Consider the following 23,994-nt stretch of genomic DNA (forward strand, 5'->3'; position numbering starts at 1 on the left):
CGACGTCACGGAGCGGGGCGAGAGATGCGAACCGGCACGTGGGACATGGTGGTTCTCGGCGGCGGTGTCGCCGGGCTCGCCGCCGCGCGGACGGCCCGTCGACTCGACGCACAGGTGCTGCTGGTCGCCGACGGCGCGAGCGGGCACGCCGCGTCCGCGGCGGGCGCCGCCCTCATCGCGGCCGCGCACGCCGCACACACGGTGGCGACCGCCGGCCGCTTCGGGCTGCGCTGCGGCGAGCCCCGGGTGGACGACGTCGCGGTGCTCGCCGCCGTCCGGGCGGCGGCCCGCGCCGAGACGGATCACCTGCGCGACGGCACGATCGTCGGCGGACTCTACGTGCTGGACGGCCGGGCCGAGTTCACCGGCCCGGACTCACTGCGGGTCACCGGCGCCGACGCGGTCCGCGAGGTGCGCTTCCGTCGAGCGGTGATCGCCACGGGGTGCGCCCCCGCCGTACCGCTGATTCCGGGCCTCGCCGACGCGGAACCGCTGACCGCCGACGACCTGTCGCGGCTCGACCGGCTGCCGGGGCGGATCACGGTGCTGGGCGGCGGATCGACGGGCTGTGAACTCGCCCAGGCCCTGGCCCGGCTGGGCGTGCGGGTAACCCTGATCGAGGTGGCCGGCCGCCTGCTGCCGAACGAGGAACCGGCCGTGGGCGCCCTCATCGGCGAGCGGCTCCGCGCCGAGGGCGTCGCGCTGCGTACCGGCCAGTTGGTCGATCGCGTCGGCGTCGGGACGGTGCACCTGGCCGACGGGACGGTCGTGCCGGCCGACCGGATCCTGCTCGCCGTCGGGCGCCGGCCGCGCACCGATCGGCTCGGGCTGACCGCCACCGGGGTGCGGCGCGACGTGCGCGGCCATGTCGTGGTGGACCAGCGGCTGCGTAGCGCGAACCATCGGGTCTTCGCCGCCGGCCCGGTCACCGGATCCGCGCCGCTGGCCCGGGCCGCCGAGCTGCAGGGCGTCCAAGCGGCCGAGAACGCGCTACTGGGACCGGTCGGGCGGGTCGACCGGATCCCGGTGCCCCGGGTGACCCGTACCGATCCCGAGGTGGCGCAGGTCGGGGTCACGCTGGAGCAGGCACAACGGCTCCACGGCGACCGGGCGCGGGCCCGCTGGTGGGTCGACGAGGATCTCGACCGGGACGCGCTCGGCGAGCGGGTCGACGGCTTCTGCCACCTGGTCGTCGGGCCGGGTGGTCAGCTGCTCGGGGCCACTGTGGTGTCGCCCCGGGTCGGGCAGTGGATCGGCGAGCTGGCCGCCGCGGTGCGTCAGGGCGTCAGCGTGTCGGAACTCGCCCGGGCGCTGCCGGGGCACCCCACGTACGCGGACGGCTGGCCACGGGTGACCAGCGACGTCAACGACGACATTGGTGCCCCGTTACCCGCCCGCCTCGTCGGCGCCTGGCGCGGACTGCGCCGGATCACCCGGCCGTCCGCCCGCCACAGCGGGTGACCGCCTCCGCCCGGCCGGGAATCGCGAACCGGGGCGGCCCCGGATCCGTCCGGACAGCCGGGGCCCGGCCCGGCGGTGCACGAGGATCATCGAGGCAACCGAGCGCGCCGCGGCCGCCCGAGCCGCGGCGGACAGATCAAGGAGCAACCGTGCCCGTGCTCACGCACCGCTTCTCGGGTCCGCGCGGCCTGCACGACTTCCGCCGTGCGGTCCGGCAGAGCCTGGTCAGCCAAGCGGTCGAGGCCCGTGACCCGGCCGGCTTCCGAGCCCGGCTGAGCACCGCCGACATCGGTCCGGCTCGTCTGGTGTCCGTCACCGTCGGTGCGCTGCACGCGCGGCAGACCGGACAACGCTCGCCCGGCGGCGTGTTCCTGTTGCTGAGCACGAAGGCCGACGGTCGGATTCGGCACCGCTTCGGCGTCGAGCCGGTGGTGCCGGGCCGGCTCGTGGTCGTACCGGGCGGAGAGTCCTTCGAGGTCGACTATCCCGCCGCCGCCAAGCTGTTGTTCGTCGGGCTTCCGCCGGCTCTGGTCGAGGCCCGGTACGCGGCACTGGACGCAGCGATCAGCTCGGCACCCCTCGACCCGGCCGGGCGCGCCCTGGGCAGACAGCTGCCCCACCTGATGACGGCGGTCGGCGCCACCGAGGATCCCGCCCGCCGGCGAAACCTCGCCTCGGTGTTCGCCACCGTGCTGGATCTGCTGCTCGACGGCACGCTCGGAGACACGCGGGGCGGTCCTCACCTCCCTCTGCGCATCGCCGCGGAGCGACTGGTCGAGGACCACCTCACCGAACCTGACCTCTCCGTCTCCTGGCTGGCCGGCCGACTCGCCGTGTCGGTGCGCCAACTGCACCGTGCCTTCGCCGACAACGGCCACGCCCACGGCCCGGCCGGCTACATCCGGCTACGGCGGCTGCAGGCATGCGCCCGGGAGCTGGCCGGCTCGCCGGTGAGCGCAGCCGAGTTGGCGTACCGCTACCAGTTCGCCTCCGCCTCCCATTTCGGCGCCGCCTTCCGGGCGCACTTCGGCTCGAGCCCGGGACGCTGGCGGGCGGAGGCGGCGGCAGACGGGCACGGTCTCGACAGTGCCGCGGCGCAGTTGTGATACCGGTGCCGCGCCGGCGCCCCCTAGCGTGGTCCGGGCCGGACGCGAGTCGCGGCGGAGACTGCACGGCATCACGACCTGGACGGACGACAGGGTGGAAGTCAGCGAACACGGCCCACTGGACGCACCCCCGCTGCTCCTGTTGCACGGCCTGCTCATCGACCGCACGATGTGGCAGCCCGTCGTGGAGACACTCGGCCACTCGTTCCGCCTGCTGATCCCCGATCTGCCCGGGCACGGCACGGCACGGAACCGGCGATGGGTTTCGATGAGCCGGGTGGTGCACGACCTGACCGACCTGATCGACAGCAAGGTCCCCGACGCCCGGGTCGGTGTGGTGGGGCTGTCGCTCGGCGGGTATCTGGCCTTGGAACTGGCCCGCGCGGCGCCGGATCGGATCGCGGGTGTGGTCGCCAGCGGAGTCAACGCCGTCCCGTTGCCGTTCTGGTCGTCACCGCGGCTGCTCGGTCCGGTGCTGACGCCGTTCATCGTCACCGGGCCGATGCTGAGAGCCAACGCCCGGGTGCTACGGATACCGCCCGACCTGCGCCCCTGGTACCTGTCGGCGGCACGGCGGACCCATCCTCGGGCGTTCGCCCGCATCAACCGGGAGCTGACCGGATATCGGCCTCCGGTGGACAACGCGTTCGTCCGACCGGTCCTGGTGCTGTGCGGTGGCGACGAACCGGCCGGCATCAGGCGCTCCGCGCCCCCGCTCGCCGCGGCCTTCGCACGCGGAGAGCACCGCACGGTTCCCGGCGTCGGGCACGGTTGGATCATCGAGCGACCGGCGTTGTTCACCGAGACGGTGTCGGACTTCGTCACACCCCTGTTCCCCTGAATGCCCGCCTGGAGTGTCACGGTGACGGATCGCCCGCCATTGACCCACGTCCGTTCCGGTACGGAGTTGCGCCGCTGGTACTGGACGCTCGCCGAGCTGACGGACCTGGCCCGGACGATGGGCGTCCCGCGCGGGGGCGGCAAACTGGCGCTGGTCGAGCGGCTGGCCGCAGCGTTGGACGGCACGGCGGCGCCGGAGCCTCCTCGGCGGGCGGGGCCGGCGCGGCAACTGGGTCCGCCGGTAACTGCCGACACCGTCATCCCCGCCGGGCAGCGGTGCAGTCAGGTGCTGCGGGAGTTCTTCCGCGAGCAGGTCGGCAAGGAGTTCGTCTTCGACGAGTTCATGCGGGCGTTCATCCGGGACGGGGCCGGACAGACCCTGGGTGCTGCCGTCTCGCACTGGTACGGCACCCGGGCCGAAGCCGCCCGCGAACGGCCGGTGGCCGCACAGTTCGAGTTCAACGCATTCCTGCGCCAGTGGCGGAGGGCCCACCCGCAGGCGGACCGAGCGGCTGCGCTGGCCGCCTGGCAGGAGCACCGGTCGCGGCCGGTGGAGCAACGTCGCGGACCGTCGCGGACCGACGAGCCACCGACCGAGGACGGGTGAGTGAGGTGGGGTGAGCCGGCCCCGCCGGCCGGTGGGGACCGTCCGCTACCCCGCGGAGTCCTCGGTGTCCGTCCGGTGCGTCGCCACGTGCCGTCCCGGGGCGCCCGCGGAACCGGCTGCGGACTCGGAGGGCAGCCGCTTCGGCAGGGTGGTCCGCCGCACCCGGCGGCCGGTGGTCGTCCGCCTCGCGTGTGCCCCGGAGCCGGCCCGTTCCGACTGCCAGAGCCGCAGCGCCCGCTTGATCCGCTGGCTCTCCGCCCACGCGATCTCCAGTTCCCGCGCCCGTTCACCCAGCTCGTACGCGAGCCGGTGCAGCAGCGCGTCGACCTCGTCGCGCCGGTACCAGGGCGCCGGCGGCAGCCGTACCTGGGTGATGTCCTCGGGGGTCAGCCGTCCGGCGAACGGGCTTCCACTGCGGTACGTGCCCATGTCAGCCTCCGCCCCCGCCACGACCCATACGGTGATGAGTACGGCGGGTGCCCGGTGACCGGTTCACTACTCGTGCCGGACGCGGGCGCGGACGGTCGTGGCGCCGGACGACCATCAGGTGGCTTCGGCGCCCGGCACGTACACGGCGCCGGTGCGGATGTTCGGCACGGCCGCGCGGATGTGCCCGCGGGCCAGTTCCTCGGCCCGGTCGGCGTCACCCGCCGCCAGCGCCTCGATGATCGCCAGGTGCTCCGGATGCGTCTCGTGCGGGTCGCGGTAGAGCCCGGGTGCGAGGCTCGTCGTGAGTATGTGGTGCACCTCGGCGGTACGGCTGAGCAGCGGCTCCCCGGCCAGCTCCAGCAGCGCCCGGTGGAACACCACATCCGCCTGGTAGTACGCCTCGGCCGAACCGGTGGTGGTGAGCTGCTCGTAGGCGTCCTGGAACAGCACCCGCAGCCGGGCCAGCTCGGCCCGGCCGGCCCGGCCTGCGGCGAGGCGGCAGGCGAGACCTTCCAGCACCGCGCGGATCTCGAAGACGGCGGTCATCCGGTCGGCGTCGAAGCCCACCGCGTGCCAGCCGCGTGGGCCGGCGGTGACCAGGCCCTCGCCCTCCAGCCGGGCGAGGGCGCGGCGGACCGGTGTGCGGCTGACCCCGAGCGCGACGGCGACCTCGCTCTGGTTGACCGGCTGGCCGGTCGGGATCTCGCCGCTGAGCAGCATCGCGCGCACCCGCTGGTAGGTGCTCTCCTCCAGCGGAAGGTAGGTCGTCTCAGTGCTCACGGCAGCCTCTCACCCGCGGGTTCCGGCACGCCTGCCACCCGCTCGGACCGGATCCGGACGGCCTGCCCCGACGCGGCCGACTGGTAACAGGCCTCCACCACCCGCATCGTACGGACATAGTCCGCGGCGGGCGTCTCCGCCTCGGCGCGACCTCGCAGGGCATCGACGAAGTTCTGCTGGGCGGCGGTCGCGCAGCCGCCCTTCCAGCCGTCCGGGATCCGGTAGTCGTGCCGAGCCGTCCGCCCGTCGCGGCGCAGCACGGTCATGGTGCCGTCGTCGGCCACCTCCAGGGTGGCGTCCGTTCCCTCCACCGACATCGTGCCGTACGCCAGGCTGCGGACGGTCCGAGCCACCGCCGAGCGGTCGGCGTCGTACACCACGATGCCGCCGCCGGTGGTGTGCAGCACCGCGATGACCAGATCCTCACCGGTGACGGCCGGGTTGACGGTCGCGGTCGTGCACCGGACCTCGTCGATCTCACCGAAGAGGTAGCGGGTCGTGTCGACGTAGTGCACGCCCGTCTCGAACAGCACCAGGCGTGGCATGGCGGCGAAGTAGGGCTGATCCGGGTAGGGCCGCTCCCCCCAGCCGTCGCCCGGCCGCATCCGCATGGTGGTGTGGAACGGGCGGCCGAGTACGCCGTCGTCGATCAGCCGCTTCGCCTCCCGGTACCACGGCTGCCAGCGCCAGTTCTCGTTGACCACGAGCGGCACGCCGTGCCGGTGCGCCAGGTCCGCCAGCTCCGCGGCGTCCGCCACGGTCGGCGCGAGCGGCTTCTGGCAGAGCACCGGCAGCCCGCGGTCGACCGCGAACCGGATCAGCTCGCCGTGGGTGGCCGGCGGCGTGCAGATGTCCAGGAAGTCGGGCCGGACCTCCGCCATCGCCGCTTCGAGGTCGACCCCCGACCAGCCGACGCCGGCCTCGCCAGCCACCGCCGCAACCCGATCCGGATCACGGTGCCCGACCAGGCCGTGGATCTCCGCGCCTCGCACCGCCCGCCAGGCGGCGAGCTGGATCGGCGCGAAGTAGCCGGCACCGACCATCAGGCCCCGCAAGGGTCGTCCCATCCCCGTTCCTCCCTCTCCCACCTACCGCCGCCCCGCCGCCGCGACGATCGCCGCACCGACCTCGGCGGTGCCCGCGGTCCCACCCAGGTCCGGCGTGCGGACCCGGCCGTCGGCGAGCACGTCGCCGACCGCGTCCTCGATCAGCCTGGCCACCTCGGCCGCGGCCGGATCGGCGTGCCGGTCCGCCAGCCAGTCGAGCATCATGGCCGCCGACAGCACGGTGGCGATCGGATTGGCGACGCCCTTGCCGGCGATGGTGGGCGCGGAGCCGTGCGCGGGCTGGAACAGCCCGTGCCGGTCACCGACGTCGCCGGAGGCGGCCAGACCGAGCCCACCGACGGTGGCCGCCGCCAGGTCGGAGATGATGTCGCCGAACATGTTCTCCGCGACCACCACGTCGAACATGTCGGGCTGCTGCACCTGGTACGCGGTCATCGCGTCGACGTACACGTGCTCGGTGCCGATTTCGGGATGGTCCTCGGCCACCTGGTCGAAGACGCGCCGGAAGAACGCGTACGAGGCGAGCACGTTCGCCTTGTCCACGCAGGTGACCGTCCGGCGGCCGTCCCGGGGGCGGCCAGCACGTTTACCGGCCAGCCGGAACGCCTGTTCGGTCACCTTCCGGGTGCCGGTCGCGGTGATCACGATGGTGTCCGTGGCGACTTCTTCCCGTACGTTGCAGCCGCCGGTCCGGGAGGCGTAGAGGCCCTCCACGTTCTCCCGCACCACCACGTAGTCGACTGACGGCGCTGCCGACAGCGGGCTGGTCAGTCCCGGCCAGGACCGGACCGGCCTGATGCCGGCATACAGGTCGAGGTCGAAGCGGAGCCGGAAGATGACGTCGCCGTTGACCTCCCGCCCGTCCGGATGGCGCGCCTCGGGCAGACCGATCGCGCCCATCAGGATGGCGTCGGCCCGCACGCAGGCGTCGTACGTCTCGTCGGTCATCACCGTGCCCTCGCGCAGCCAGCGGGTGGCGCCCGCGTCGTGCGGGTCGAGATCGAGTGAGATCCCGCCGTGCGCGGCGGTGAGGCGGTGCAGCACCTCGGTGGCGACGGCGGTGATCTCGGGACCGATGCCGTCTCCGGGCAGTACGGCGATGCGGTACGCGGTCATGCGGAAACCTCCGGTCGGGGGGTGGCGGGGGCGGACGGTTCGAGGGCGAAGACGGTGGCCGCGGTGCCGGCGTAGACGAGGCGGCGTTCACCGGGGGTCAGGCCGACGGCGTCGAACTTCGCCAGTTCCACCGGGATGTTGTCGATGTGGTCGCTGCCGAACATGACGCGGTGGGCACCGAGCCGACGCACCATCTGCCGGACGCTGAAGGCCGGGCACCAGGACGGTTCGAGGTGGACACTCGACAGGAGCAGCGCCACCTCGATCGCCTCGGCGCAGAACGCGCCGAATCCGGCGTGGCAGAGCACCACCGGCCGCCCGGCGTACCGGCGGGCGGGCTCCACCAGGCGGTGCGGCAGGGTGTGCGGCCCGCCCAGGCCGGTGTGCACCATCACCGGTACGTCGTGGTCGGCGGCGATCCGGAACGCCTTGTCGCAGACCGGGTCGTCGGGTGCCACCCCGAACCCGGCAGTGTGGATCTTCACCGCCACGAAACCGGGCTGGTCGAGCAGGGTTCCGGCCCGTCGCCGGTACTCCGCGTCGGGCAGCCGCGGGTCGAGGTTGACGATGCCGTACAGCCGCCCGGGATGGCGTGCGACCGCCTCCCCGATCTCGGCGTGCACCTCGTCGGCGGTGTCCTGGTCGGCCGACGGCTGTGGCATGACGAGCGTGGTGTCGATGCCGTGGTGGTCCATCGCCGCGAGCAGCTCGGTCGCGCCCGCCGTGTATCCGGTGGCGGCGGAGCGACCGAAGTGGCCGTGCACGTCGACCAACGGCGACCGACGGCTCGCCGGCCCGGCGGCGTGTACGTCGTATCCATTCAACGGCTCACGCATGCGTCGACTCCTGTCCATCGGCTCCACCGAGCCTCGCCACCACTGCCAGCAGATCGTCGGGGCCGCCGACGTTGCCGGGAAACACCACGTAGGTGAGGCCGGGAAACCGGCTGTTCAGGCCGGCCCGCCACACCGGCACACCCGGCACCACCTGCCCGAGCACCTCGGCCCGGCTGATGCCCAGCCCTTCCGCGGCGACGTCGCTGGACGTGATGCCGCCCTTGGCCACCACGAAGGCGGGCCGCGCCGTCGTCCGGGCGACGATCCGTACCAGCCCGGTCGAGATCCGCACGCTCCGGGCGAGGGCCCGCGCCGCCGTCGCCGCGGTCAACACCCGGCGGCTGGTGTGCACCACCGCGGTCCGCCCCTCCGCCATCGCCTCGTCGGCCAGCGCGGCCACCCGCTCGACCTCGGTTGCCGCCTGCCGGTCGGAGCCGGCGAGCAGCGCCGCGTCGACCTGGACGCCCACCACCGCGGGGTCAGCGAGCAGCCGGCCGAGTTGGGCGGTGGTGGTGGGCACGTGGGAGCCCACCACCACCAGCCCTCCCCCGCCGGTCTGCCGGCTCCGGCCCAGTTCGCCGATGGTGAGCAGGCTCCGCGGCGGCAGTCCCGCCCGGACCCGGACGAAGGAGGCCGCCGTGCGGTAGAGCAGTCGCGCCCCGGCCGCCTCGGCTGCCAGGAGCCCGGCGACCAGCACGTCGAGGTCGGCCTGCTCGGCCGCGTCACAGGCGCATACGGCACCGCCCCGCAGCCGGGACAGCCGCCGGAAGACGGCCGCCGGCCCGCCCGTGCGCAACTCGCGCAGCGTCAGCAGCTGCACGCTCTCCCGCGGGATCCGGCCGCCGCTGCGCTCGGCCACCCAGTCGGGCAGGTCGGACGAGCCGAACCCGAACGTGGCGTCCCGGGCGTACGGCGTACGGCCCACCGGCGTCCAGCCGTCGGCGCCGGCCACCCAATGCCGGCCGTCGACTGTCACCCGCCCGCCCTCCAGGAATGCGGGCACCAGCAGGACGCCGTCGAAAACCCCGCCGAGGCCGTCGGCGAGCGCCAGGGTCTCGTCCGGGAAGTGCCCCCGCAGGGTCGAGTCACCCCGGCTGACGACCACGACCCGTCGCCGCGCGGATTCGGCCGCGGCACGGATCTGCCGGCCGGTCCGGGCGTTGATCTCCGCGGCCCGGACCGGGTCGAGCGACCGGGAGTTGGTCAGCAGGAACAGCGCCGGCGGCTCGGACGCGAGTTCCCCGGCGATGGCGGCGGCGTCCCATCGGGTCAGCACAGGCACTCCGTGCACCGTCTGCGTGCCGGTCGGGTCGTCGTCGAGGACGACGACCGTACGCCGTTCGGCGGCGATCCGCTGTTCCAGTGGCGGCACCAGCGGCCCCGCCCACGCTGCGGGCAGCCCCGCCAGGCCCGGCGCGGTCGACGAGTGACTCATGAGCCGGTCAGCTCCACCTGGACGCCGCCGGAGCGGTACGGATCGAGGAAGACCGACCGCCGGCCGCGGATCCCCTGGTGCGGGGCCGGCTGGGCGGGCGGGACGCCGACCCCGTCGGCGTGCCAGGCCACGTCGACCGAGTCCACTCCGAAGCAGAGATGGTGCAGGCCGGCGCCGTGCCGGTCCAGCCACTCGTGCAGCGGGTGCGGGCGGACCAGCGGCTGCACCAGTTGCAGGTGGACGTTGCCTAGGTCGAGGTGGGTGAGCAGAACCGTGCCGTCGTTCACCGCCTCGGCGTGCACGACGGCGAAGCCCAGCCGGTCCCGCCACAACGCCAGCGCCTGCTCCGTGTCGGGCACCACCAGGCCGACGTGGTCGAGCCCTCGGACCCACTCGCGCATGCTCATCCCTTCACGGCTCCCGCGGTCAGGCCGGACAGGTAGTAGTCCATGAGGAAGGAGAAAATGATCACCACGGGCAGTGCGCCGAGCAGCGCCCCACCCATCAGCTGGCCCCAGGCGAACACGTCGCCCACCTGCAACGCGTTGACCAGACCCACCGCGACGGGCTGCTTGTCGGCCGAGCGCACGAAGGTCAGCGCGTACAGGTATTCCTGCCAGCAGAGGGTGAAGGCGAAGAAGAACACCGAGACCACGCCCGGCAGCACCAACGGCAGGTCGATCACCATCATCGCCCGCAGCCGGCTGGCGCCGTCGATCCTGGCGGCCTCCGCCAGTTCGACCGGCAGGCTCTGGAAGTAGCTGGAGAGCATCCAGGCGATGAAGGGCACCAGGAACGTGAGATACACCAGGATCAACGCGCCGAGCGTGTTGCCCAGGTGCAGCCGGTTGACCACGACGTTCATCGGGATGAACAGCAACGCCGGCGGGAGGAGGTAGGTGGAGAAGACGATCACGCCGACCACGGCGCCGCCGCGGTACCGCAACCGACCCAGGCTGTACGCCGCCGGCACCCCGATGACCAACGCGATCGCCGAGGCCGACAGCGCCACGATCAGGCTGTTCAGCGTCCAGGTGAGGAACTTCGTCTCGGTGAGCAGTTCCCGGAAGTGGTCCAGGGTGAGCCCACTGACCGAGAACGGCCGGTCGGCGACCCGGTAGAGGTCCGATCCGGTACGCAGCGAGGTCAGCGCCATCCAGACGAACGGGAACAGGGTGAAGACGGTGAACAACGCCAGCGTGCCGGTGATCAGCAGTCGGCGGCCCACTTTCAGGCGGCGCAACAGCCGTACGGCGCGCGGCGGAGGCGCGGGCAGGGGTGGCCGGGCGGCCCGGCCGGACACGGTGGCCATGGTCATTTCGCCTTTCGTCGCATCACGGTCAGCTGCAGCGCGATGATCGCGGCGAGCGCGGGGAACACGAAGAACGAGATCGCCGAACCGGAAGCGATGTCCGCGCCCCGGATGCCGGTGCGGAACGCCAGCGTGCTGATCAAATGGGTGCTGTTGACCGGGCCGCCGTTGGTGAGGATCCAGACGATCTGGAAGTCGCCGAGCGTCTGCACGAACGAGAAGAGGGTGACCACCACGAGGATCGGGGTCAGGTGCGGGAGGATGACGTACCGCAACCGCTGCCACGCGCTCGCCCCGTCGACGACGGCCGCCTCTACGAGCTCCTTGGGTACGGTGGCCAGCCCGGCGAGGATGATGATCCCGAAGAACGGGGCACCACGCCAGATGTTGACCGTCTGTACGGCGGCCATCGCCCAGCCCGCCTCGCCCAGCCACGGGATGTTGCCGTCCACCAGCCCGGCCTGCCGGCCGAGATAGGTCAGCACGCTGAAATCCGCCTGGAACATCCACATCCAGGCCAGCACGCTCAACGACGAGGGCACCACCCACGGCAGCAGGAACGCGGCGCGGAAGAACCGGCGGAACCGGCGTACCTCGTTGAGCGCCAGCGCCATCACCAGGCCGAGCACCAGCTTCGCGAACACGGCGGTGACCGTGTAGTTGAACGTGTTCCACATGGTCCGGGCGAAGACCGGGTCGTCGAGCAGGTCCAGGTAGTTGGTCAGCCCGACGAAGGAGACCGTGTCGCTGCCGAGTGACTTGTCGGTCAGGCTGAACCACACGGTGAGCACCAGCGGATAGCCCACCAGCCCGAGGACCACCACCGCCATCGGCAGGACGAGCAGATAGCCCAGCGGGGTCTCGCGGTCCAGGAAGGACCACCGCTCACGGGCGGCCGGAGGGCCGGACCCGACCGGCCGTCGCGACCCCGCGACCCGGTCGACTGTGCGTACGGTCATCGACGTCAGCCCCCGTACACCTTCTTGAGCTCGCCCTCGGCGACCCGGATGGATTCCTCCGCGCCGGCCTTGCCGCTGATCACCCGGGCGAACATGTTGACGATCGTCTGGTTGTTGTACGCCTGGGCCGACTGCCGGGAGGCGAGCCCGGGCCAGCCCGGCATGTGCCCGCCGGCGGCCAGCCCCTTGAGCCCCTTCAGCTTGGCCTCGGAGTTCCACGGCATGGAGGGCAGATCGTCGTAGCTCTTCAGCAGCGGCGTGTAGTAGGTGAGCGCGATCTCGGCCAGCGCGCCGAGCTGCGCCTTGTCCATCAGGTGGCCGAGCAGGTCCTTGGCCGGTTCGATCCGCTTGCTGTGGGCGAAGACCGCCAGCGAGTTCATCTCGACGAGCTGCTGGTGACCGGCCGGCCCTTCCGGGTAGCGCGCGTGGCTCATGTTCTTCGCGACGTCCGGAGCCTGCTTCTGTGCGGTGTACCAGATGCTTGTGGCGTTCTGGGTCACGGCGATCTTGCCGGCGAGGAAGCTGGTGTTGTTGCCACCCTCGTCGTAGGAGGAGATCTCCGGGGCACTCGCGGCGGCCAGGTCCTGCATCACCTTGATGGCGGCACGCGTCTCGGCGCTGTTGATAGCGACGGTCTTGCCGTCCTTCTCCACCTCGGCCGCGCCGTAGGACCACAGCAGGGAGTAGGCGACGCTGGCCGAGTCGTTCGGCCCGGCCTGACTCATGGTGAGCGCGACCCGGGGAAGCTTCGCGTCCCGCAGCCGGGTCGCCGCCTCGACCAGGCCGGTCCATGTCTTCGGGAACTCGGTGATGCCGACCTGCGCGAACAGGTCGGTGCGCCAGTTCATCACGTGCGCGGTGTAGGCGCGCGGCACGGCCCGCCACCGGCCGTCGACGACGCAGGCGTCCCGGGCGACGTCGTACCAGCCGCCGTTGCGTTCGCCGACGGATTCACACAGATCGGTGAGGTCAACCAGACGGTCCGCGTAGATGTGCGCCTGGTTGGCGAACAGTTCACCGAGGTCCTCACCGGCGCGGGACTCGACGACGGCGGCGATCTGTTCCCGCCACTCCTTGGCGAAGGTCAGCTCGACGGCCCCGTCGTGGGAGTCCGCCCAGGCGGCTGCCTGCTTCTGCTGCAGTTCATGGATGGCCGGGATGAAGCTGGCGCGCATCAGCCCGGTGAGGCTGGCCCCGCCGAGCGACGTCCCGCCGGCGGTCGAGGTGCCGTCCTCGCCACACGCGGCGAGGGCGACGGTGAGGCCGGCGCCGAGACCGAGGCTCAGCGCGTGACGGCGGGACATGCCGGTGCGGCTCAGATGTGCCATGGCTACTCCAGGGAGGGGGCGAGAAGGTGTGGTGGGGGATGTGGAGTCGGTCGCGTCTGCTCGTCCCGATGTCTCGGGGAGAGGCGTCGTCCGGGCCCGCTGCCGGGCGGTGACGGACGACGGCGCCGCTGTCAGCCACCCCGGTGGTCACGGAGCAGCCGGCGGCACTGCCCGGCCGGTGAGCGGGGCGGCGTGACCGCGGACGTCGCCACCCGGGGCGCCGCCCCGCCCGCCGTCACTGCAGGAAGTTGCGCAGCTTGGTCGCGTTGCCCGCGTCGTCGCCGGTGATCAGGTAGTACATCATTCCGGCGTCGGAGACGTCGCCGTTCTTGTTCATCACGTTGTTGACGACGTTGTGCACGTAGCGCAGGCCCGGGTCGCCCGAGTCGGCCATCCAGGACCACCTGGCCTCGCCACCGTTCGTGCCCAGGCCGGCGTTCTGGTCCGGGATGCGGGTGTAGCGCACCTGGGGGAAATCGCGACGGATGTCGGCGAGGTTCCAGATGTTGTCGTCGTCGTCGTGGTTGTTGTTCCAGTCCGAGTGGGAGATCAGACTGACGTACTGGTGCACCGCGGGGTTCGAGGCGTCCAGCGCGCGGTAGACGACACCCATCGGCCCGGCTCCGATCAGGCAGAGCCGGCTGCCGGCCGTCGAGGCGTTGATCTTGTTCTTCAGGTGGGTGACCGCGCGGCCGAGATCGGCCTGGCTGTTGCGGAAGACGACGCCCACGTCGTAGCCGAACTGGCCGGCGGTGCCCTCGGTGGCGGTGACCATGTCCCGCTCCCAGCTCGCGGTCGAGCTGCCCAGGTGCGAGTTGTAGTCCCAGTGCACCAGCCGGGACTGCTGGCCCTTCTCGGCCAGAAGCGCGAGCGCCATCGCCGACGCGCCGATGTCGTCGCGGTCGTGGTAGTTGCCGTCGGAACTCACCGCGATCCGCTCACACGGATAGTTGAGTGCTGGTGGTGCGGCGTGGGCGGCCACCGCTCCGGGGCCGAGCAACGTGACCGCCGCCACCGCCGCCGTGGCGAGGTGCCACCTCGTGCTGAACGCCTTGTTCATCCGGCCTCCGCTCATCGATGCGAACTTGACGGATACGTTGTATACAGTGAACACGGAGCGCGTCAATGGAAACTTTGTGGCAATGCTCAGGTAACACTCCGCCACTGGGGTGCCGCGCCGCCGACGACCTCCGTCCGACGGGCCTGGACGCCGCCGCTGAATCGTTTCAGCCCTCGCCCGGCCCGGCGAACGGCGGCGAGATTCGCGCCCGCCTGCGGATATGCTGCTCAGCCGGCGTTCCCCGGATTGACAGCTCCGGCACCGTCATCGGTGACCGACGCACACGGATTGAGATACCTGGATGTACGTGGCAGCCTCGGGCTCGGGTGCTCACGACCGGCACGGCCCGCGACCCCGGCTCCCCCAACCGGGATCTGGACGCACCGCCGCCCCTGTGACCCGCTCCGCAGAGCGGTGGTGACACGTACCGGCCCCCGGTTGGGCGAGCCGGGGGCCGGTACCCCCGTGTGCCGGCGAGATCGGGTGGCTGCGTCGGGCGAAGCATGCGTCACGCCCGGCCCACGACGCGGATCCCGGCGTCACCCATCGACGAGTCCGGTGTGTCGAACGACCACCGGGGGTGCGATACCTGTTGCGCCCTGACCCCGGCCGGGCGGCCGGGGTCAGGGACGCGGGACTACCGTCGAAGGTGCCGTGCCGGGTGCGAGTGACCGGCGAGCACCGGAATCAGGACAGCGGCGGGTAGGCGTTCTGCATGAGCTGCGCGAACTGGGCCGGGAACCAGGCGCCGGAGATCGGCGCGTCCGGCAGGGCGCCGGACATGCTGTACCCGTTGCGGGCGTTACCGGTGTACGTCGGGTCGCACATCCGGTCGAAGCCCTTGCCCTCGTTGTTCGGGATCTCCTTGCTGGAGCCGTCCGACTCGCCCGGGGGCTTCACCCAGACGTAGGCGTCGATCCCCGGCTCCGGGTTGGCCCGCGGCCGCTCGCCGAGACCCGCACCGGACTGGTTGCACCAGTTGCCGGCGTGGATCCGACGGTCGATGCGGCTGCCGTCGACGTAAGCGTCCACGCTGGTCATCGGGCCCGGGCCGGTGGGCCGGGCGGAGCCGCCCCAACCGTTGCGGGAGGTGTCGATCAGCATGCCGATGTTGTTCCGGAAGCCCTTGGAGATCAGCTCCTGCCGGAACGCCTGGGCGAACGAGAGCTCGTCGACGTAGAAGTTCCAGTCGACCCACTTGGACTGCCGCACCATCTGCCCGTTCACCGTGTCGGTGACCTTGAAGTACGGCTCCTTGAGGGCGGAGTAGTTCGCCGTGTTGACGATGAAGCCGGTGACGTTGTCCACCGTGCTGCCCGAGGCGATCGCCGCCTGGTGCAGCAGGGTCGCGACCGGGCTGAAGTTGCTGTCCCAGCCGATCCAGCCGTGGTGGGCGGCGTCGATGTAGTTGTAGACGTTGCCGATCGAGCCCAGCTTCGCCAGGGCGTAGCCGACACCGTTCACGTACGCGCCGTTGGCCTTCACCGTGTCACACATCGCGGTCGCGCCCGGGCTGCCACCGGTGTTGGTGTGCAGGTTCGGGAGCGAGTCGATCTCGATGATGTTGACGATGCGCAGGTCCTTGTACTTCGGGTCGGCCTGGATCGCGGCGATCGGGTCGATGTAGTCGGACTTGTACTTGGGCAGCTCGTTCGGACCCAGCTCACCGTTGGAAGCGAGCGCCGCGCAGTCGCGGCCGGGCAGGTTGTAGATGACGAACTGGATGTAGTCCGCGCCCTGGGCGAGCGCCTCGTCCAGGTGGTCACGCACGCCCATCGCGCCGTTGGAGCTGCTGTCCGGCGTGCCGTTGATGGCGGCGATCCGGTCCAGCCAGACCGCGGTCGGGTTGTTCGACACCCGGTTACCGCCGGCCACCGACTCGGCCTTGGCCTTCCACTCCGGGTTCACGTACCCCTTGGCCCCGGCGTACGGGTTGTCCACCTTCTGCCCCGGCGGCGGGGTGGTCGGCGGCGGCGTGGTGGGCGGCGTCGACGTAGGCGGCGTCGACGTGGGCGGGGTGCTCGTCGGCGGGGTGCTGGTGGACGGCGTGCCGCCGTTGCACACGGTGCCGTTGAGCGTGAACCGGGTCGGCTTGGGGTTGCTGCCACTCCACGAGCCGTTGAAGCCGAGGCTCAGCGTCGCACCGCTGGCGACGGAGCCGTTCCATGCCTCGTTCTGGGCGCTGACCTCCTGGCCGGACTGGGTCCACCGGGCGGCCCAACCCTGCCCCACGCGCTGACCGCTTTCCGGGAAGGCGAATCCCAGCGTCCAGCCGTTGAGGGCGTCGCCGACGTTCTTGACGGTGACCGAGGCGGTGAACCCACCCGGCCAGTCGTTGGTCGAGTAGGACACCTCGCACTGGGTGGCGGCCTGGGCGGCGGTGACGGGCAGTGCCACCAGCCCTCCCGCAACCAGGACGCCTGCTCCGGAGAGCGCGACCGCCCGGCGTGAGCCGGAGAGTCTTCTCCACACGTTCATTGCACAGATCTCCTTCGGGACGGGACCGGGTCACGAGCGACCCGGCTGATCGACCCGGTGGGCAGTCGTGCGGACGGCCCACCGAGGTCGTCGGTGTTCTTCTGAGGTGCCCGACCCGGACGGGCGGTGGTGGTGCGCTGTCGTCGCCAGCGACGCGACAAGGCAGATCGGCGGGATGGTCGTCCGGAGAACCGGTGCCCTCGACCTCCCGCCGATGCGCCGTTGGGAGCGGCTCCTACGTCACAAGCATCGGCAGAACAGGTGCTCGCGGGCCAGGTCCGTCGACCAGATCCCCCGGCCCCACGGCGCTGACCTGGGGCGGCGGTGATCACGGCTCTGAAACGTCAACGCAATGCGGCGACCACGGCACCACATCCGGCGTTCCGACGACGAAACCTGACCCGCCGGCGCGGAGTGTCCCCAGTCGATCGGTACGTCGCCGATCAGCGAGAGCCGAACGAATCCTGAGGAGACACGATGTCACGACGATCCTGGCGCGGGCTGGCGATCACCGGCCTGGTACTGGCTGCGGGTGGTGGGGCATGGGCAGTCGCCCCCACCGCCTCCGCCGACGACGCCCCCCGCATCACGCAGCTCGCCGGTGTCACCGACGGCGCCACGGTGAGCGGCACGGCCCGGATCGAGGCGCGCACCAGCGGCACGATCGACCGGGTGGAGTTCTCGCTCTCCGGTGCCGGCACGGCGACCTGGACCGAACGGGAGGCGCCGTACTACTTCATGGGCAACAACGGCGCTACCGTGCCGGGCTGGCACGCGGCCACCGCGCCGGAAGGCGCGTACACGCTGACGGTGCGGGCGATCGGCCCCGGCGGCACCACCCGGCAGACGGTACGGTTCACGGTCGACCGGCGGGCCGGCGAACCGGCACCGACGCCGACGAACGGCGGCACCGCGAATGCGGCGAACCCGTCGGTCAGCAACGGGGTGGCGACGTTCACCGCGAACAAGTCGATCGGCAAGCTCTCCGTGCCGGACTCCTGGACGGAGATCGTGATCGGCGCGGGAGTGACCCTGAGGGGCAACTTCTTCATCCCGGCCAACCGCACGAAGGCGTTGACGATCACCGGCCGGGACAAGCAGACCTCCCAGTTGACCGGCGACGGCCCGCACGTCAAGGACTACGCCCGGGCCGGCGTGACGACCGAAGCGAAGATCAAGCTGACCCTGCGCAACTACACCTCGGTCAACCCGCGCTTCTACCACATGTGGGCGAAGAGCGCGCAGGTCGTCATGTCGGGCATGCGATACCTCGACAACCGGGACCTGGGCAGCAACAACTCCGACGGTTTCAGCGGCGGCGACGACTCGCTGATCGAGAACACCTTCATCGACACCTGGGACGACTCCGCCAAGCTCTACACCGGCGACCTCACCATCCGGGACACCACGATCGTGCACAACCGCAACGGCGCGCCGATCCAGATGGCCTGGGGCGACTACGGGCAGGGCACCGCGATCCTGGACGGGCTGACCGTCGTCTCCAACTCGTCCAACGGCTACAACCAGGGCGTCTTCTCCTGGGCCGGCGGCACGAAGGCCGACACCCGGACGATCAAGATCGTCGGAGCGGGTTTCATCCGCATGGTCAACCCGGGCATGGTCGAGGCGCCGCTCTACGCGTTCAAGGACGGCGTGAAGAACAAGACCATCCGGGTCGAGGGCGGCACCTGCTCGGTGGTCCGCAGCACCTCCGCCAACACGTTCCAGGGCGCCAACACCTCCGGCAACAAGGTCGCCGTCACCGGTTGCAGGTAACGCCACCACCGGGGTGTGGAGCCGGGACGTCGCCCGGCTCCACACCCCGAGTACCACCACCTTCACCGCACCGTCCCGCTCGCCGACGCGTACGCCGCATGCGGCCGGACGGGATCTCTCGTTGGCAACCGCCTTCCGTGACCGCGGCAGGCATCGGCACAGGCAATGGCAGGAGTGACAGGCATGGCGAAGAGCAGCAGGCGATGGACGACCGCGGCAGGTTTCGCCGCAGCGGCGACCGCGATGGTGGCAGGCATCTGGATCCTGGGGCCGCAGGCCTCCGCCGACGAAACCCTCCGGGTGACGGGGATGACCGGACTCCCCGCGGGCGGAGTGGTCAGCGGAAAGGTGTCGATCGAGGCGAAGGTCACCGGCCGGCCCGACAGCGTGGTGTTCCACCTCGACGGCGCGACGGACCTCACCCGGACCGAACGCGTCGCACCGTACTTCTTCGGTGGTGACAGCAACGGGTCGCCCTTCGGGTGGGAGAGCCGGACGGTGTCCGAGGGGAGGTACACCCTGACCGCTGTCGCCAGCAGAGGATCCACCACGGCCAAGCGCAGCGTCACGTTCACCGTCGACCAGGACGGCCACACGACCCCGGCTCCACCCACCACGCCGGCTCCCACAGCCCCGGGCAAGCCGAAGCTGTGGGTGACCTCCGACATGAGCGAGCCGGGCGGCGAGACCGACGCCGACGACATCTCGGCCCTGGCCGCCCTGAGCGTGTACGCCTCGAAGTTCTCCCTGACCAAGGTCGTGGTCGGCGGTGAGCAGCGGATCACCGACTGCGCCGGGGCGATGACGCACGCGCGTAACGCCTACGGGGCGTACCTGAAGAACCTGGAACTGTCCTCGATCTGCGGTCTCCAGGGCGGCTTCACCACCTGCACCGCCTCCAACCCGTGGGTGAAGAACCCGCCGGCCACCGTCAAGGCACTGATCGAGGCCGTGCGTGCCGGCGGCGTGACCGTGCTCAACTGGGGGCCGATGACCGAGTCCGCCGGCGCGGCCTGCTGGCTGGAGCACAACGCCCCGCAGGACCTCGCGAAGCTCTCCGTCATCAGCCACTGGACGGTCACCAGCCCGGGCTTCCCGATCGACCCGAACTGCGGGCCCGACCGTTCCGCCTGCGAGTACGTACACGAGCTGGCCGCCAAGAACAGGATCAAGCTGATCGAGCTGGGCGCCGCCGGGCAGAAGTTCATCAACACCGCCCGCGGCGCGTGCGACGCCGACGTGACCATCCCGAAGAAGGGCCTGGGCGTCCACCTGAACGCCAAGTACGCCGGCATCACGCCCGACTTCTCCGACTCGATCACCTTCCTGGTGTTCCTGGACGGCGGGATCGCCGGCTACGACACCAACGGCAAGGGCGACGCCAACTTCGACAAGGCGTACGACCGGGTCTGCGCCCAGGCACCCGCGATCTTCGACGACCTCCGCCCCGCCGCGAAGTAGACCCGAGCGGGCCGGGCCGGCCGGACGCACCGGCCCGGCCCGTCGACAAACTGCATCCAGCCAAGCGCCCGGCCGACGGCAGACCGTCGGCCGGGCCGGGCCCGTCTCTACTTCAGCGTTTCGATGACGTCCCGAAGACGGCTGGGACTGCGTGAGAACGCCTTGTCGTTGCGCAGGCGGTGCGGCTGGTACTCCTTGCCGAGCCCGCCGAAGGTCTCGATGGCGCCGTTGTGCCCGCCTTCGATCTTCTGACCGTTGGCTACCCGGTCGAGCATCATCGTGACGATGTCGGCCGAGATGCCACCGGCGGCGACGACCAACTTCCGGAGGTTCTCGCTCCAGTTGCGGCCGTACTCGTCGTCGATGTGGGCCTCGGCGGCGAAGAACGGGCGGTAGAGCGTCGAGCCGAGGGCCATCGCCGTGTACATCTCGAAGTAGCTGATCGTGCCGTCACCGGGCAGCAGACCCTTGCCGCCGTCGTCGGTGGAGACCGTGGCCACGATGGAGCCGAGCTGGGCGCGGAGGGCGTCCTTCTGCTTGGCGCCGAGACCGGGATGGCCGTTGACGCCCGGCTCGGTGCCGGTGACGATCGCGAGGTACCGGTACGCGTGGTTGGCCTCGAACTGGGACAGCCCGGAGACCAGATACAGCCGCCCCTGGGCGGTGTTCTTTCTGGTGACCGGCACCAGTGGGGTCGCGGGCGCCTTGGTCGTCGCGGCGGACGGGGATCTGCTCGGCGCGTTGGAGGCCGAGGCGCTGCCGGTGCGCTGCGTCGCGCTCGGGACCGGGACGACCGGGGCCGGGGCCGACGTCGTCGGGACCGCGACGGTGACGGGAGGCGCCGTCGTCGGGGTCGCCGTCCCCCGGGTGCCGTCCGGCTCGCACCCGGCGCTCGCCCCGGCGAGGGCAGCGATCACCATCAGCGCGGCGATCTGTGGCCGTCGACGGAAGGCCGGTGCGAGGCCGGCCATGCCGAGGGCGACGGGCGGCCGGTTCTGATTCTGGTGTGGAGGATTCATACCTGATGGCACTCCGCATGCCGGTGCCAGGTTTCACCGCTCGACCTTCCGGTCGAGTGCGGAAGGTCGCCGAGGGTCAGTTCGGAACGCGGTCGTGGAGCACGTCGACGTAGAAGGCGCGCTGGTCGCCACGGATGGAGAAACGCGCCTGCTCGATCCAGTCGAACTGTTCCAGGGTGCGGCGCATCGGCTCCAGCAGCTTGGTCTTCTCGCAGCTGTCGTCGGGGGCCAGGATGCCGTCGAGGTCGGTGAAGTCCGCCCGTGCGTTCGTCCCCTCCAGCTTGAGATAGCGGAAGCGGTGGGCGTCGCCGTCGAAGGCGCTGGTCAGGCCGGCCGCGCGGTCGGCCGTCGTGGGGCCGTCGAGCAGCGCCCGCAGAGCCTCCTTGGCGACGCTGCGGGCCGGGACCTCCCGGGTCACCGTGACGACCTGCGGGCAGCGCTGGCCGGCCTGCTCACGCAGCAGGAACAGCTTCACGCGGCGGGTACCGGTGGTCGGCTCGGTCGCCGGTTGGACCGGGCCGCCGGTCTCCGTCGCCTGGGCGCTCGCCGTGGCGGTGGACGGGCTCTCGGACGGCCGGGGCGGCGGGGCCGACGATGCGGCGGGCGACCCGGTGGTGGAAGCCGTCGGCGCGGGTGCGGCGACCTGCGGCTCACCGGCTGGGGTCGCCACCACTGCCGTGACGACGGGAACGGCCACCACCGCCACGGCGACCAGGCCGGCTGCGGCTACGGAGCGGACGCGGCGACGGCGTGCCCGGTGGCGCAGGTCGCCGAGATCCGGCGGACGCGCGGTCTCGGCGGCGGTCCCGGCCATACGGCGCAGCGCGTCGCGCGTCGCCTCCGCGCCCGGAATTCCGTCAGTCACCGTCATCTCCCCTGGGCGTAGCCGTCGCCACTCTACCGTTTGACGCTGCCGCATTATTCACATACGGTGCGATCGTTATTTAAGCGCATGAGTTCGACAGCGTCCAAGTCGGATGGTCGCCGCACGGTAAGCGCCCGAATCGGGATGCGCGCGTCGCGACAGGCGTCGAGAGGTCCGATGTCGACAGATCGGGATTTCACCGAGTTCTACCTGGCGACGTACCGTCGGCTGGTAGGCCAACTGTTCGTGCTGACCGGCAACCGTCACGACGCCGAGGAGCTTGCCCAGGAGGCGTTCTCCCGTGCGTTGCCCCGGTGGACGAAGATCAGCGGATACGAGGCGCCGGAGGCGTGGGTCCGGCGGGTCGCGTTCAACCTCGCCTTCTCCCGGCGGCGCAAGGCGCTGCGCGGCGCGGCCGCCCTGCTGCGCCTCGGCGGCGGTCAGGCACACGAGGTGGAGGACGGCAACGCTCTGATGGTCACCGAGGCGCTGCGGGCGGTGCCGGTACGGCACCGCCAGGCACTGGTCCTGCATTATGTCGTCGACCTTCCTGTACGTGACGTGGCGGCCGAGTTGGGCGTGCCCGAGAACACCGTCAAGACGTGGCTGCGGCGGGGCCGTCAGCAGCTGCAGGCGGCGTTGTGCGCGGACGAGACGACGACAGCCGACGAACTCCTCTCCAACATGCGGCCCTGAATGCCGTCGTCGGGGGTACGCCCGGCAGGCGTACCCCCGACGACGGTCACCGCAGTGGCTGCCCGTGACACCCACCACCGGCGCGACCCGGTGGACCTTCCCTGGGCGGTCAGCTCACCGTGACGCTGTCCACGTCGAGGAGGAAGCCCGATCCGCCGCTGAAGACCAGGTGCAGCGGACCGGTTCCGGTGCCCGACAGTGACGTCGAGACAGTCCGGTAGGTCGTCCAGCCGCCAGTGGCGGGCACGTCGACCGAGCCGAGCAGCGCACCCGTGGGCGAGCCGGAACGCACCTCGACGGTGCCGCCCGACGTGCCGGAGGCGACCCGGGCGGAGAACTGTGTCCGGCCGGCCGTGGACACCTGGGCGTAGCCGGCCCAGTCACCGTCGTTCAGGTAACCCGCCGTGGCGCCGCCCTGCGCCGCGGCGTGGTCGGCCACCTGCACCCCCGAGCCCGACGTGAACGACTCACCCTGCACGGTCTGCGGGGAGGCGCTGCCGCCGGGCGCGGTCAGGAAGGTACGAAGCTTGCCGGCGTTTCCGGAGTCGTCACCGGTGATCAGGTAGTACATCATCCCGGCGTCGGAGACGTCGCCCTTCTTGTTCATGACGTCGTTGACCACGTCGTGCACGTAGCGCAGCCGCTGGTCGGAGTTGCCGGCCATCCAGGCCCACTTCTCCTCACCGCCACCGGTGCCCAGACCGGCGTTCTGGTCCGGAATCCTCTTGTACTTCACCTGCGGGAAGTCGCGGCGGATGTCGGCCAGGTTCCACTTGTTGTCGTCGTCGTCGTGATTGTTGTTCCAGTCCGAGTGCGAGATCAGCGTGACGTGCTGACGCGCGGCGGTGTTCGAGCCCTGCAGCGCCCGGTACACCACGCCCATCGGGCCGGCACCGACCAGGCACAGCCGGTTGGTGGCGGTGGAGGCGTCGACGGCCGACCGCAGGTGGGTCACGGCGGCGTTGAGACTCGTCTGGCTGTTGCGGAAGATCCCGGCCACGTCGTAGCCGAACTGGCCGGCGGTGCCCTCGGTGGCGGTGACCATGTCCCGCTCCCAGCTCGCGGTCGAGCTGCCCAGGTGCGAGTTGTAGTCCCAGTGCACCAGCCGGGACTGCTGGCCCTTCTCGGCCAGAAGCGCGAGCGCCATCGCCGACGCGCCGATGTCGTCGCGGTCGTGGTAGTTGCCGTCCGAACTCCAGGCGATCCGCTCGCACCCGAAGTCGAGAGCGGGCGGGGCGGCCTGCGCGGGCTGCCCGGTCAGTGCGACGGTGACGCCGAGCGCGAGTGCGCAGGCCGCGGCCGTGAGGCCGGGACGGGTGATCCTTGGCATGGAGATCCTTCCGGTACGAGGGGTGGTCGCCGC

General features: G+C 71.3%; 22 protein-coding genes. 7 read left to right on the forward strand and 15 right to left on the reverse strand.

What is annotated here, in order from left to right; all coding sequences use genetic code 11:
• The first annotated feature begins 24 nt into the window (after positions 1-24).
• The 4 genes from KSK32_RS30915 to KSK32_RS30930 all read left to right on the forward strand — a co-directional run bounded on the left by KSK32_RS30915 (position 25) and on the right by KSK32_RS30930 (position 4,014).
• The gene (locus KSK32_RS30915) at positions 25-1,461 is read left to right on the forward strand and encodes an NAD(P)/FAD-dependent oxidoreductase (RefSeq protein ID WP_216935212.1); all 1,437 of its coding nucleotides are present in this window, start codon (positions 25-27) and stop codon (positions 1,459-1,461) included.
• Positions 1,462-1,610: 149 nt separating this feature from the next.
• A complete protein-coding gene (locus tag KSK32_RS30920) occupies positions 1,611-2,567 on the forward strand; it encodes a helix-turn-helix domain-containing protein (protein WP_216935214.1) in 957 nt (318 codons plus the stop codon).
• A gap of 94 nt (positions 2,568-2,661) precedes the next feature.
• Complete coding sequence (locus tag KSK32_RS30925; RefSeq protein ID WP_216935216.1) at positions 2,662-3,408, forward strand: alpha/beta fold hydrolase; 747 nt, start codon at positions 2,662-2,664, stop codon at positions 3,406-3,408.
• Between the two features lie 39 nt (positions 3,409-3,447).
• Positions 3,448-4,014 carry a DUF6434 domain-containing protein gene (locus KSK32_RS30930; RefSeq protein ID WP_216935218.1) on the forward strand — a complete coding sequence of 189 codons (567 nt, stop codon included), beginning with the start codon at positions 3,448-3,450 and terminating at the stop codon, positions 4,012-4,014.
• 45 nt (positions 4,015-4,059) lie between these two features.
• Here the strand turns inward: KSK32_RS30930 and KSK32_RS30935 are convergent, their stop codons facing one another.
• The 12 genes from KSK32_RS30935 to KSK32_RS30990 all read right to left on the reverse strand — a co-directional run bounded on the left by KSK32_RS30935 (position 4,060) and on the right by KSK32_RS30990 (position 16,814).
• Entirely contained in the window at positions 4,060-4,464 is a 405-nt protein-coding gene (locus KSK32_RS30935; protein ID WP_289256440.1) for a DivIVA domain-containing protein, read from the reverse strand.
• Positions 4,465-4,557: 93 nt separating this feature from the next.
• On the reverse strand, positions 4,558-5,223 hold the full coding sequence (locus KSK32_RS30940; protein WP_216935220.1) for a GntR family transcriptional regulator: 666 nt from the start codon (positions 5,221-5,223) through the stop codon (positions 4,558-4,560).
• Positions 5,220-6,290, reverse strand: a complete 1,071-nt coding sequence (locus KSK32_RS30945) for a Gfo/Idh/MocA family protein (protein WP_216935222.1) — start codon at positions 6,288-6,290, stop codon at positions 5,220-5,222. The genes KSK32_RS30940 and KSK32_RS30945 overlap by 4 nt, the downstream gene beginning before the upstream one ends.
• A 21-nt stretch (positions 6,291-6,311) precedes the next feature.
• On the reverse strand, positions 6,312-7,406 hold the full coding sequence (locus KSK32_RS30950) for an isocitrate/isopropylmalate dehydrogenase family protein (RefSeq protein WP_216935224.1): 1,095 nt from the start codon (positions 7,404-7,406) through the stop codon (positions 6,312-6,314).
• Positions 7,403-8,242 (reverse strand): amidohydrolase family protein, encoded by an 840-nt coding sequence (locus KSK32_RS30955; RefSeq protein ID WP_216935226.1) that lies wholly within the window; start codon positions 8,240-8,242, stop codon positions 7,403-7,405. The genes KSK32_RS30950 and KSK32_RS30955 overlap by 4 nt, the downstream gene beginning before the upstream one ends.
• Positions 8,235-9,677 carry a four-carbon acid sugar kinase family protein gene (locus tag KSK32_RS30960; protein ID WP_216935228.1) on the reverse strand — a complete coding sequence of 481 codons (1,443 nt, stop codon included), beginning with the start codon at positions 9,675-9,677 and terminating at the stop codon, positions 8,235-8,237. Before KSK32_RS30960 ends, KSK32_RS30955 begins: the two co-directional genes overlap by 8 nt.
• Positions 9,674-10,078 carry a VOC family protein gene (locus KSK32_RS30965; protein WP_216935229.1) on the reverse strand — a complete coding sequence of 135 codons (405 nt, stop codon included), beginning with the start codon at positions 10,076-10,078 and terminating at the stop codon, positions 9,674-9,676. The genes KSK32_RS30960 and KSK32_RS30965 overlap by 4 nt, the downstream gene beginning before the upstream one ends.
• Positions 10,079-10,080: 2 nt before the next feature.
• On the reverse strand, positions 10,081-10,989 hold the full coding sequence (locus KSK32_RS30970; protein ID WP_216935231.1) for a carbohydrate ABC transporter permease: 909 nt from the start codon (positions 10,987-10,989) through the stop codon (positions 10,081-10,083).
• A gap of 2 nt (positions 10,990-10,991) precedes the next feature.
• The gene (locus KSK32_RS30975) at positions 10,992-11,948 is read right to left on the reverse strand and encodes a carbohydrate ABC transporter permease (protein ID WP_216935233.1); all 957 of its coding nucleotides are present in this window, start codon (positions 11,946-11,948) and stop codon (positions 10,992-10,994) included.
• A gap of 5 nt (positions 11,949-11,953) precedes the next feature.
• Entirely contained in the window at positions 11,954-13,276 is a 1,323-nt protein-coding gene (locus tag KSK32_RS30980) for an ABC transporter substrate-binding protein (RefSeq protein WP_216935235.1), read from the reverse strand.
• A 235-nt stretch (positions 13,277-13,511) separates the two neighbouring features.
• On the reverse strand, positions 13,512-14,336 hold the full coding sequence (locus tag KSK32_RS30985) for a hypothetical protein (protein WP_216935237.1): 825 nt from the start codon (positions 14,334-14,336) through the stop codon (positions 13,512-13,514).
• 687 nt (positions 14,337-15,023) lie between these two features.
• Positions 15,024-16,814: a glycoside hydrolase family 6 protein gene (locus KSK32_RS30990; protein ID WP_216935243.1), complete on the reverse strand. Its 1,791-nt coding sequence runs from the start codon at positions 16,812-16,814 to the stop codon at positions 15,024-15,026.
• 477 nt (positions 16,815-17,291) lie between these two features.
• Here KSK32_RS30990 and KSK32_RS30995 point away from each other — a divergent pair, with 477 nt between their 5' ends.
• Together KSK32_RS30995 and KSK32_RS31000 are read left to right on the forward strand one after the other, a co-directional pair.
• Complete coding sequence (locus KSK32_RS30995; RefSeq protein ID WP_216935245.1) at positions 17,292-18,590, forward strand: hypothetical protein; 1,299 nt, start codon at positions 17,292-17,294, stop codon at positions 18,588-18,590.
• Positions 18,591-18,899: 309 nt separating this feature from the next.
• Positions 18,900-20,051, forward strand: a complete 1,152-nt coding sequence (locus KSK32_RS31000) for a hypothetical protein (protein ID WP_216935247.1) — start codon at positions 18,900-18,902, stop codon at positions 20,049-20,051.
• Between the two features lie 107 nt (positions 20,052-20,158).
• On the opposite strand, the gene KSK32_RS31005 is transcribed toward KSK32_RS31000, so the two are convergent.
• Positions 20,159-21,070, reverse strand: a complete 912-nt coding sequence (locus tag KSK32_RS31005; protein ID WP_216935248.1) for an alanine and proline-rich secreted protein Apa — start codon at positions 21,068-21,070, stop codon at positions 20,159-20,161.
• Positions 21,071-21,146: 76 nt separating this feature from the next.
• Positions 21,147-21,935, reverse strand: coding sequence for a GerMN domain-containing protein (locus KSK32_RS31010; protein WP_216935251.1), 789 nt, complete (start codon positions 21,933-21,935; stop codon positions 21,147-21,149).
• Between the two features lie 177 nt (positions 21,936-22,112).
• Here KSK32_RS31010 and KSK32_RS31015 point away from each other — a divergent pair, with 177 nt between their 5' ends.
• Entirely contained in the window at positions 22,113-22,631 is a 519-nt protein-coding gene (locus KSK32_RS31015; RefSeq protein ID WP_216935252.1) for an RNA polymerase sigma factor, read from the forward strand.
• Between the two features lie 109 nt (positions 22,632-22,740).
• On the opposite strand, the gene KSK32_RS31020 is transcribed toward KSK32_RS31015, so the two are convergent.
• The gene (locus tag KSK32_RS31020; protein WP_216935254.1) at positions 22,741-23,961 is read right to left on the reverse strand and encodes a carbohydrate-binding protein; all 1,221 of its coding nucleotides are present in this window, start codon (positions 23,959-23,961) and stop codon (positions 22,741-22,743) included.
• Between the last annotated feature and the right edge of the window lie 33 nt (positions 23,962-23,994).

Origin of the sequence: Micromonospora sp. WMMB482 (assembly GCF_019038635.1) — a bacterium.
Lineage (GTDB): Bacteria > Actinomycetota > Actinomycetes > Mycobacteriales > Micromonosporaceae > Micromonospora > Micromonospora marina.

What these genes read in the sequence shown, in the direction of transcription:
- KSK32_RS30915 (WP_216935212.1), top strand. Translation starts at nt 25, where the DNA reads ATGCGAACCGGCACGTGGGACATGGTGGTTCTCGGCGGCGGTGTCGCC.
- KSK32_RS30945 (WP_216935222.1), bottom strand. Translation starts at nt 6,290, where the DNA reads ATGGGACGACCCTTGCGGGGCCTGATGGTCGGTGCCGGCTACTTCGCG.
- KSK32_RS30950 (WP_216935224.1), bottom strand. Translation starts at nt 7,406, where the DNA reads ATGACCGCGTACCGCATCGCCGTACTGCCCGGAGACGGCATCGGTCCC.
- KSK32_RS30955 (WP_216935226.1), bottom strand. Translation starts at nt 8,242, where the DNA reads ATGCGTGAGCCGTTGAATGGATACGACGTACACGCCGCCGGGCCGGCG.
- KSK32_RS30960 (WP_216935228.1), bottom strand. Translation starts at nt 9,677, where the DNA reads ATGAGTCACTCGTCGACCGCGCCGGGCCTGGCGGGGCTGCCCGCAGCG.
- KSK32_RS30965 (WP_216935229.1), bottom strand. Translation starts at nt 10,078, where the DNA reads ATGCGCGAGTGGGTCCGAGGGCTCGACCACGTCGGCCTGGTGGTGCCC.
- KSK32_RS30970 (WP_216935231.1), bottom strand. Translation starts at nt 10,989, where the DNA reads ATGGCCACCGTGTCCGGCCGGGCCGCCCGGCCACCCCTGCCCGCGCCT.
- KSK32_RS30975 (WP_216935233.1), bottom strand. Translation starts at nt 11,948, where the DNA reads ATGACCGTACGCACAGTCGACCGGGTCGCGGGGTCGCGACGGCCGGTC.
- KSK32_RS30980 (WP_216935235.1), bottom strand. Translation starts at nt 13,276, where the DNA reads ATGGCACATCTGAGCCGCACCGGCATGTCCCGCCGTCACGCGCTGAGC.
- KSK32_RS30985 (WP_216935237.1), bottom strand. Translation starts at nt 14,336, where the DNA reads ATGAACAAGGCGTTCAGCACGAGGTGGCACCTCGCCACGGCGGCGGTG.
- KSK32_RS30990 (WP_216935243.1), bottom strand. Translation starts at nt 16,814, where the DNA reads ATGAACGTGTGGAGAAGACTCTCCGGCTCACGCCGGGCGGTCGCGCTC.
- KSK32_RS30995 (WP_216935245.1), top strand. Translation starts at nt 17,292, where the DNA reads ATGTCACGACGATCCTGGCGCGGGCTGGCGATCACCGGCCTGGTACTG.
- KSK32_RS31000 (WP_216935247.1), top strand. Translation starts at nt 18,900, where the DNA reads ATGACCGGACTCCCCGCGGGCGGAGTGGTCAGCGGAAAGGTGTCGATC.
- KSK32_RS31005 (WP_216935248.1), bottom strand. Translation starts at nt 21,070, where the DNA reads ATGAATCCTCCACACCAGAATCAGAACCGGCCGCCCGTCGCCCTCGGC.
- KSK32_RS31015 (WP_216935252.1), top strand. Translation starts at nt 22,113, where the DNA reads ATGTCGACAGATCGGGATTTCACCGAGTTCTACCTGGCGACGTACCGT.
- KSK32_RS31020 (WP_216935254.1), bottom strand. Translation starts at nt 23,961, where the DNA reads ATGCCAAGGATCACCCGTCCCGGCCTCACGGCCGCGGCCTGCGCACTC.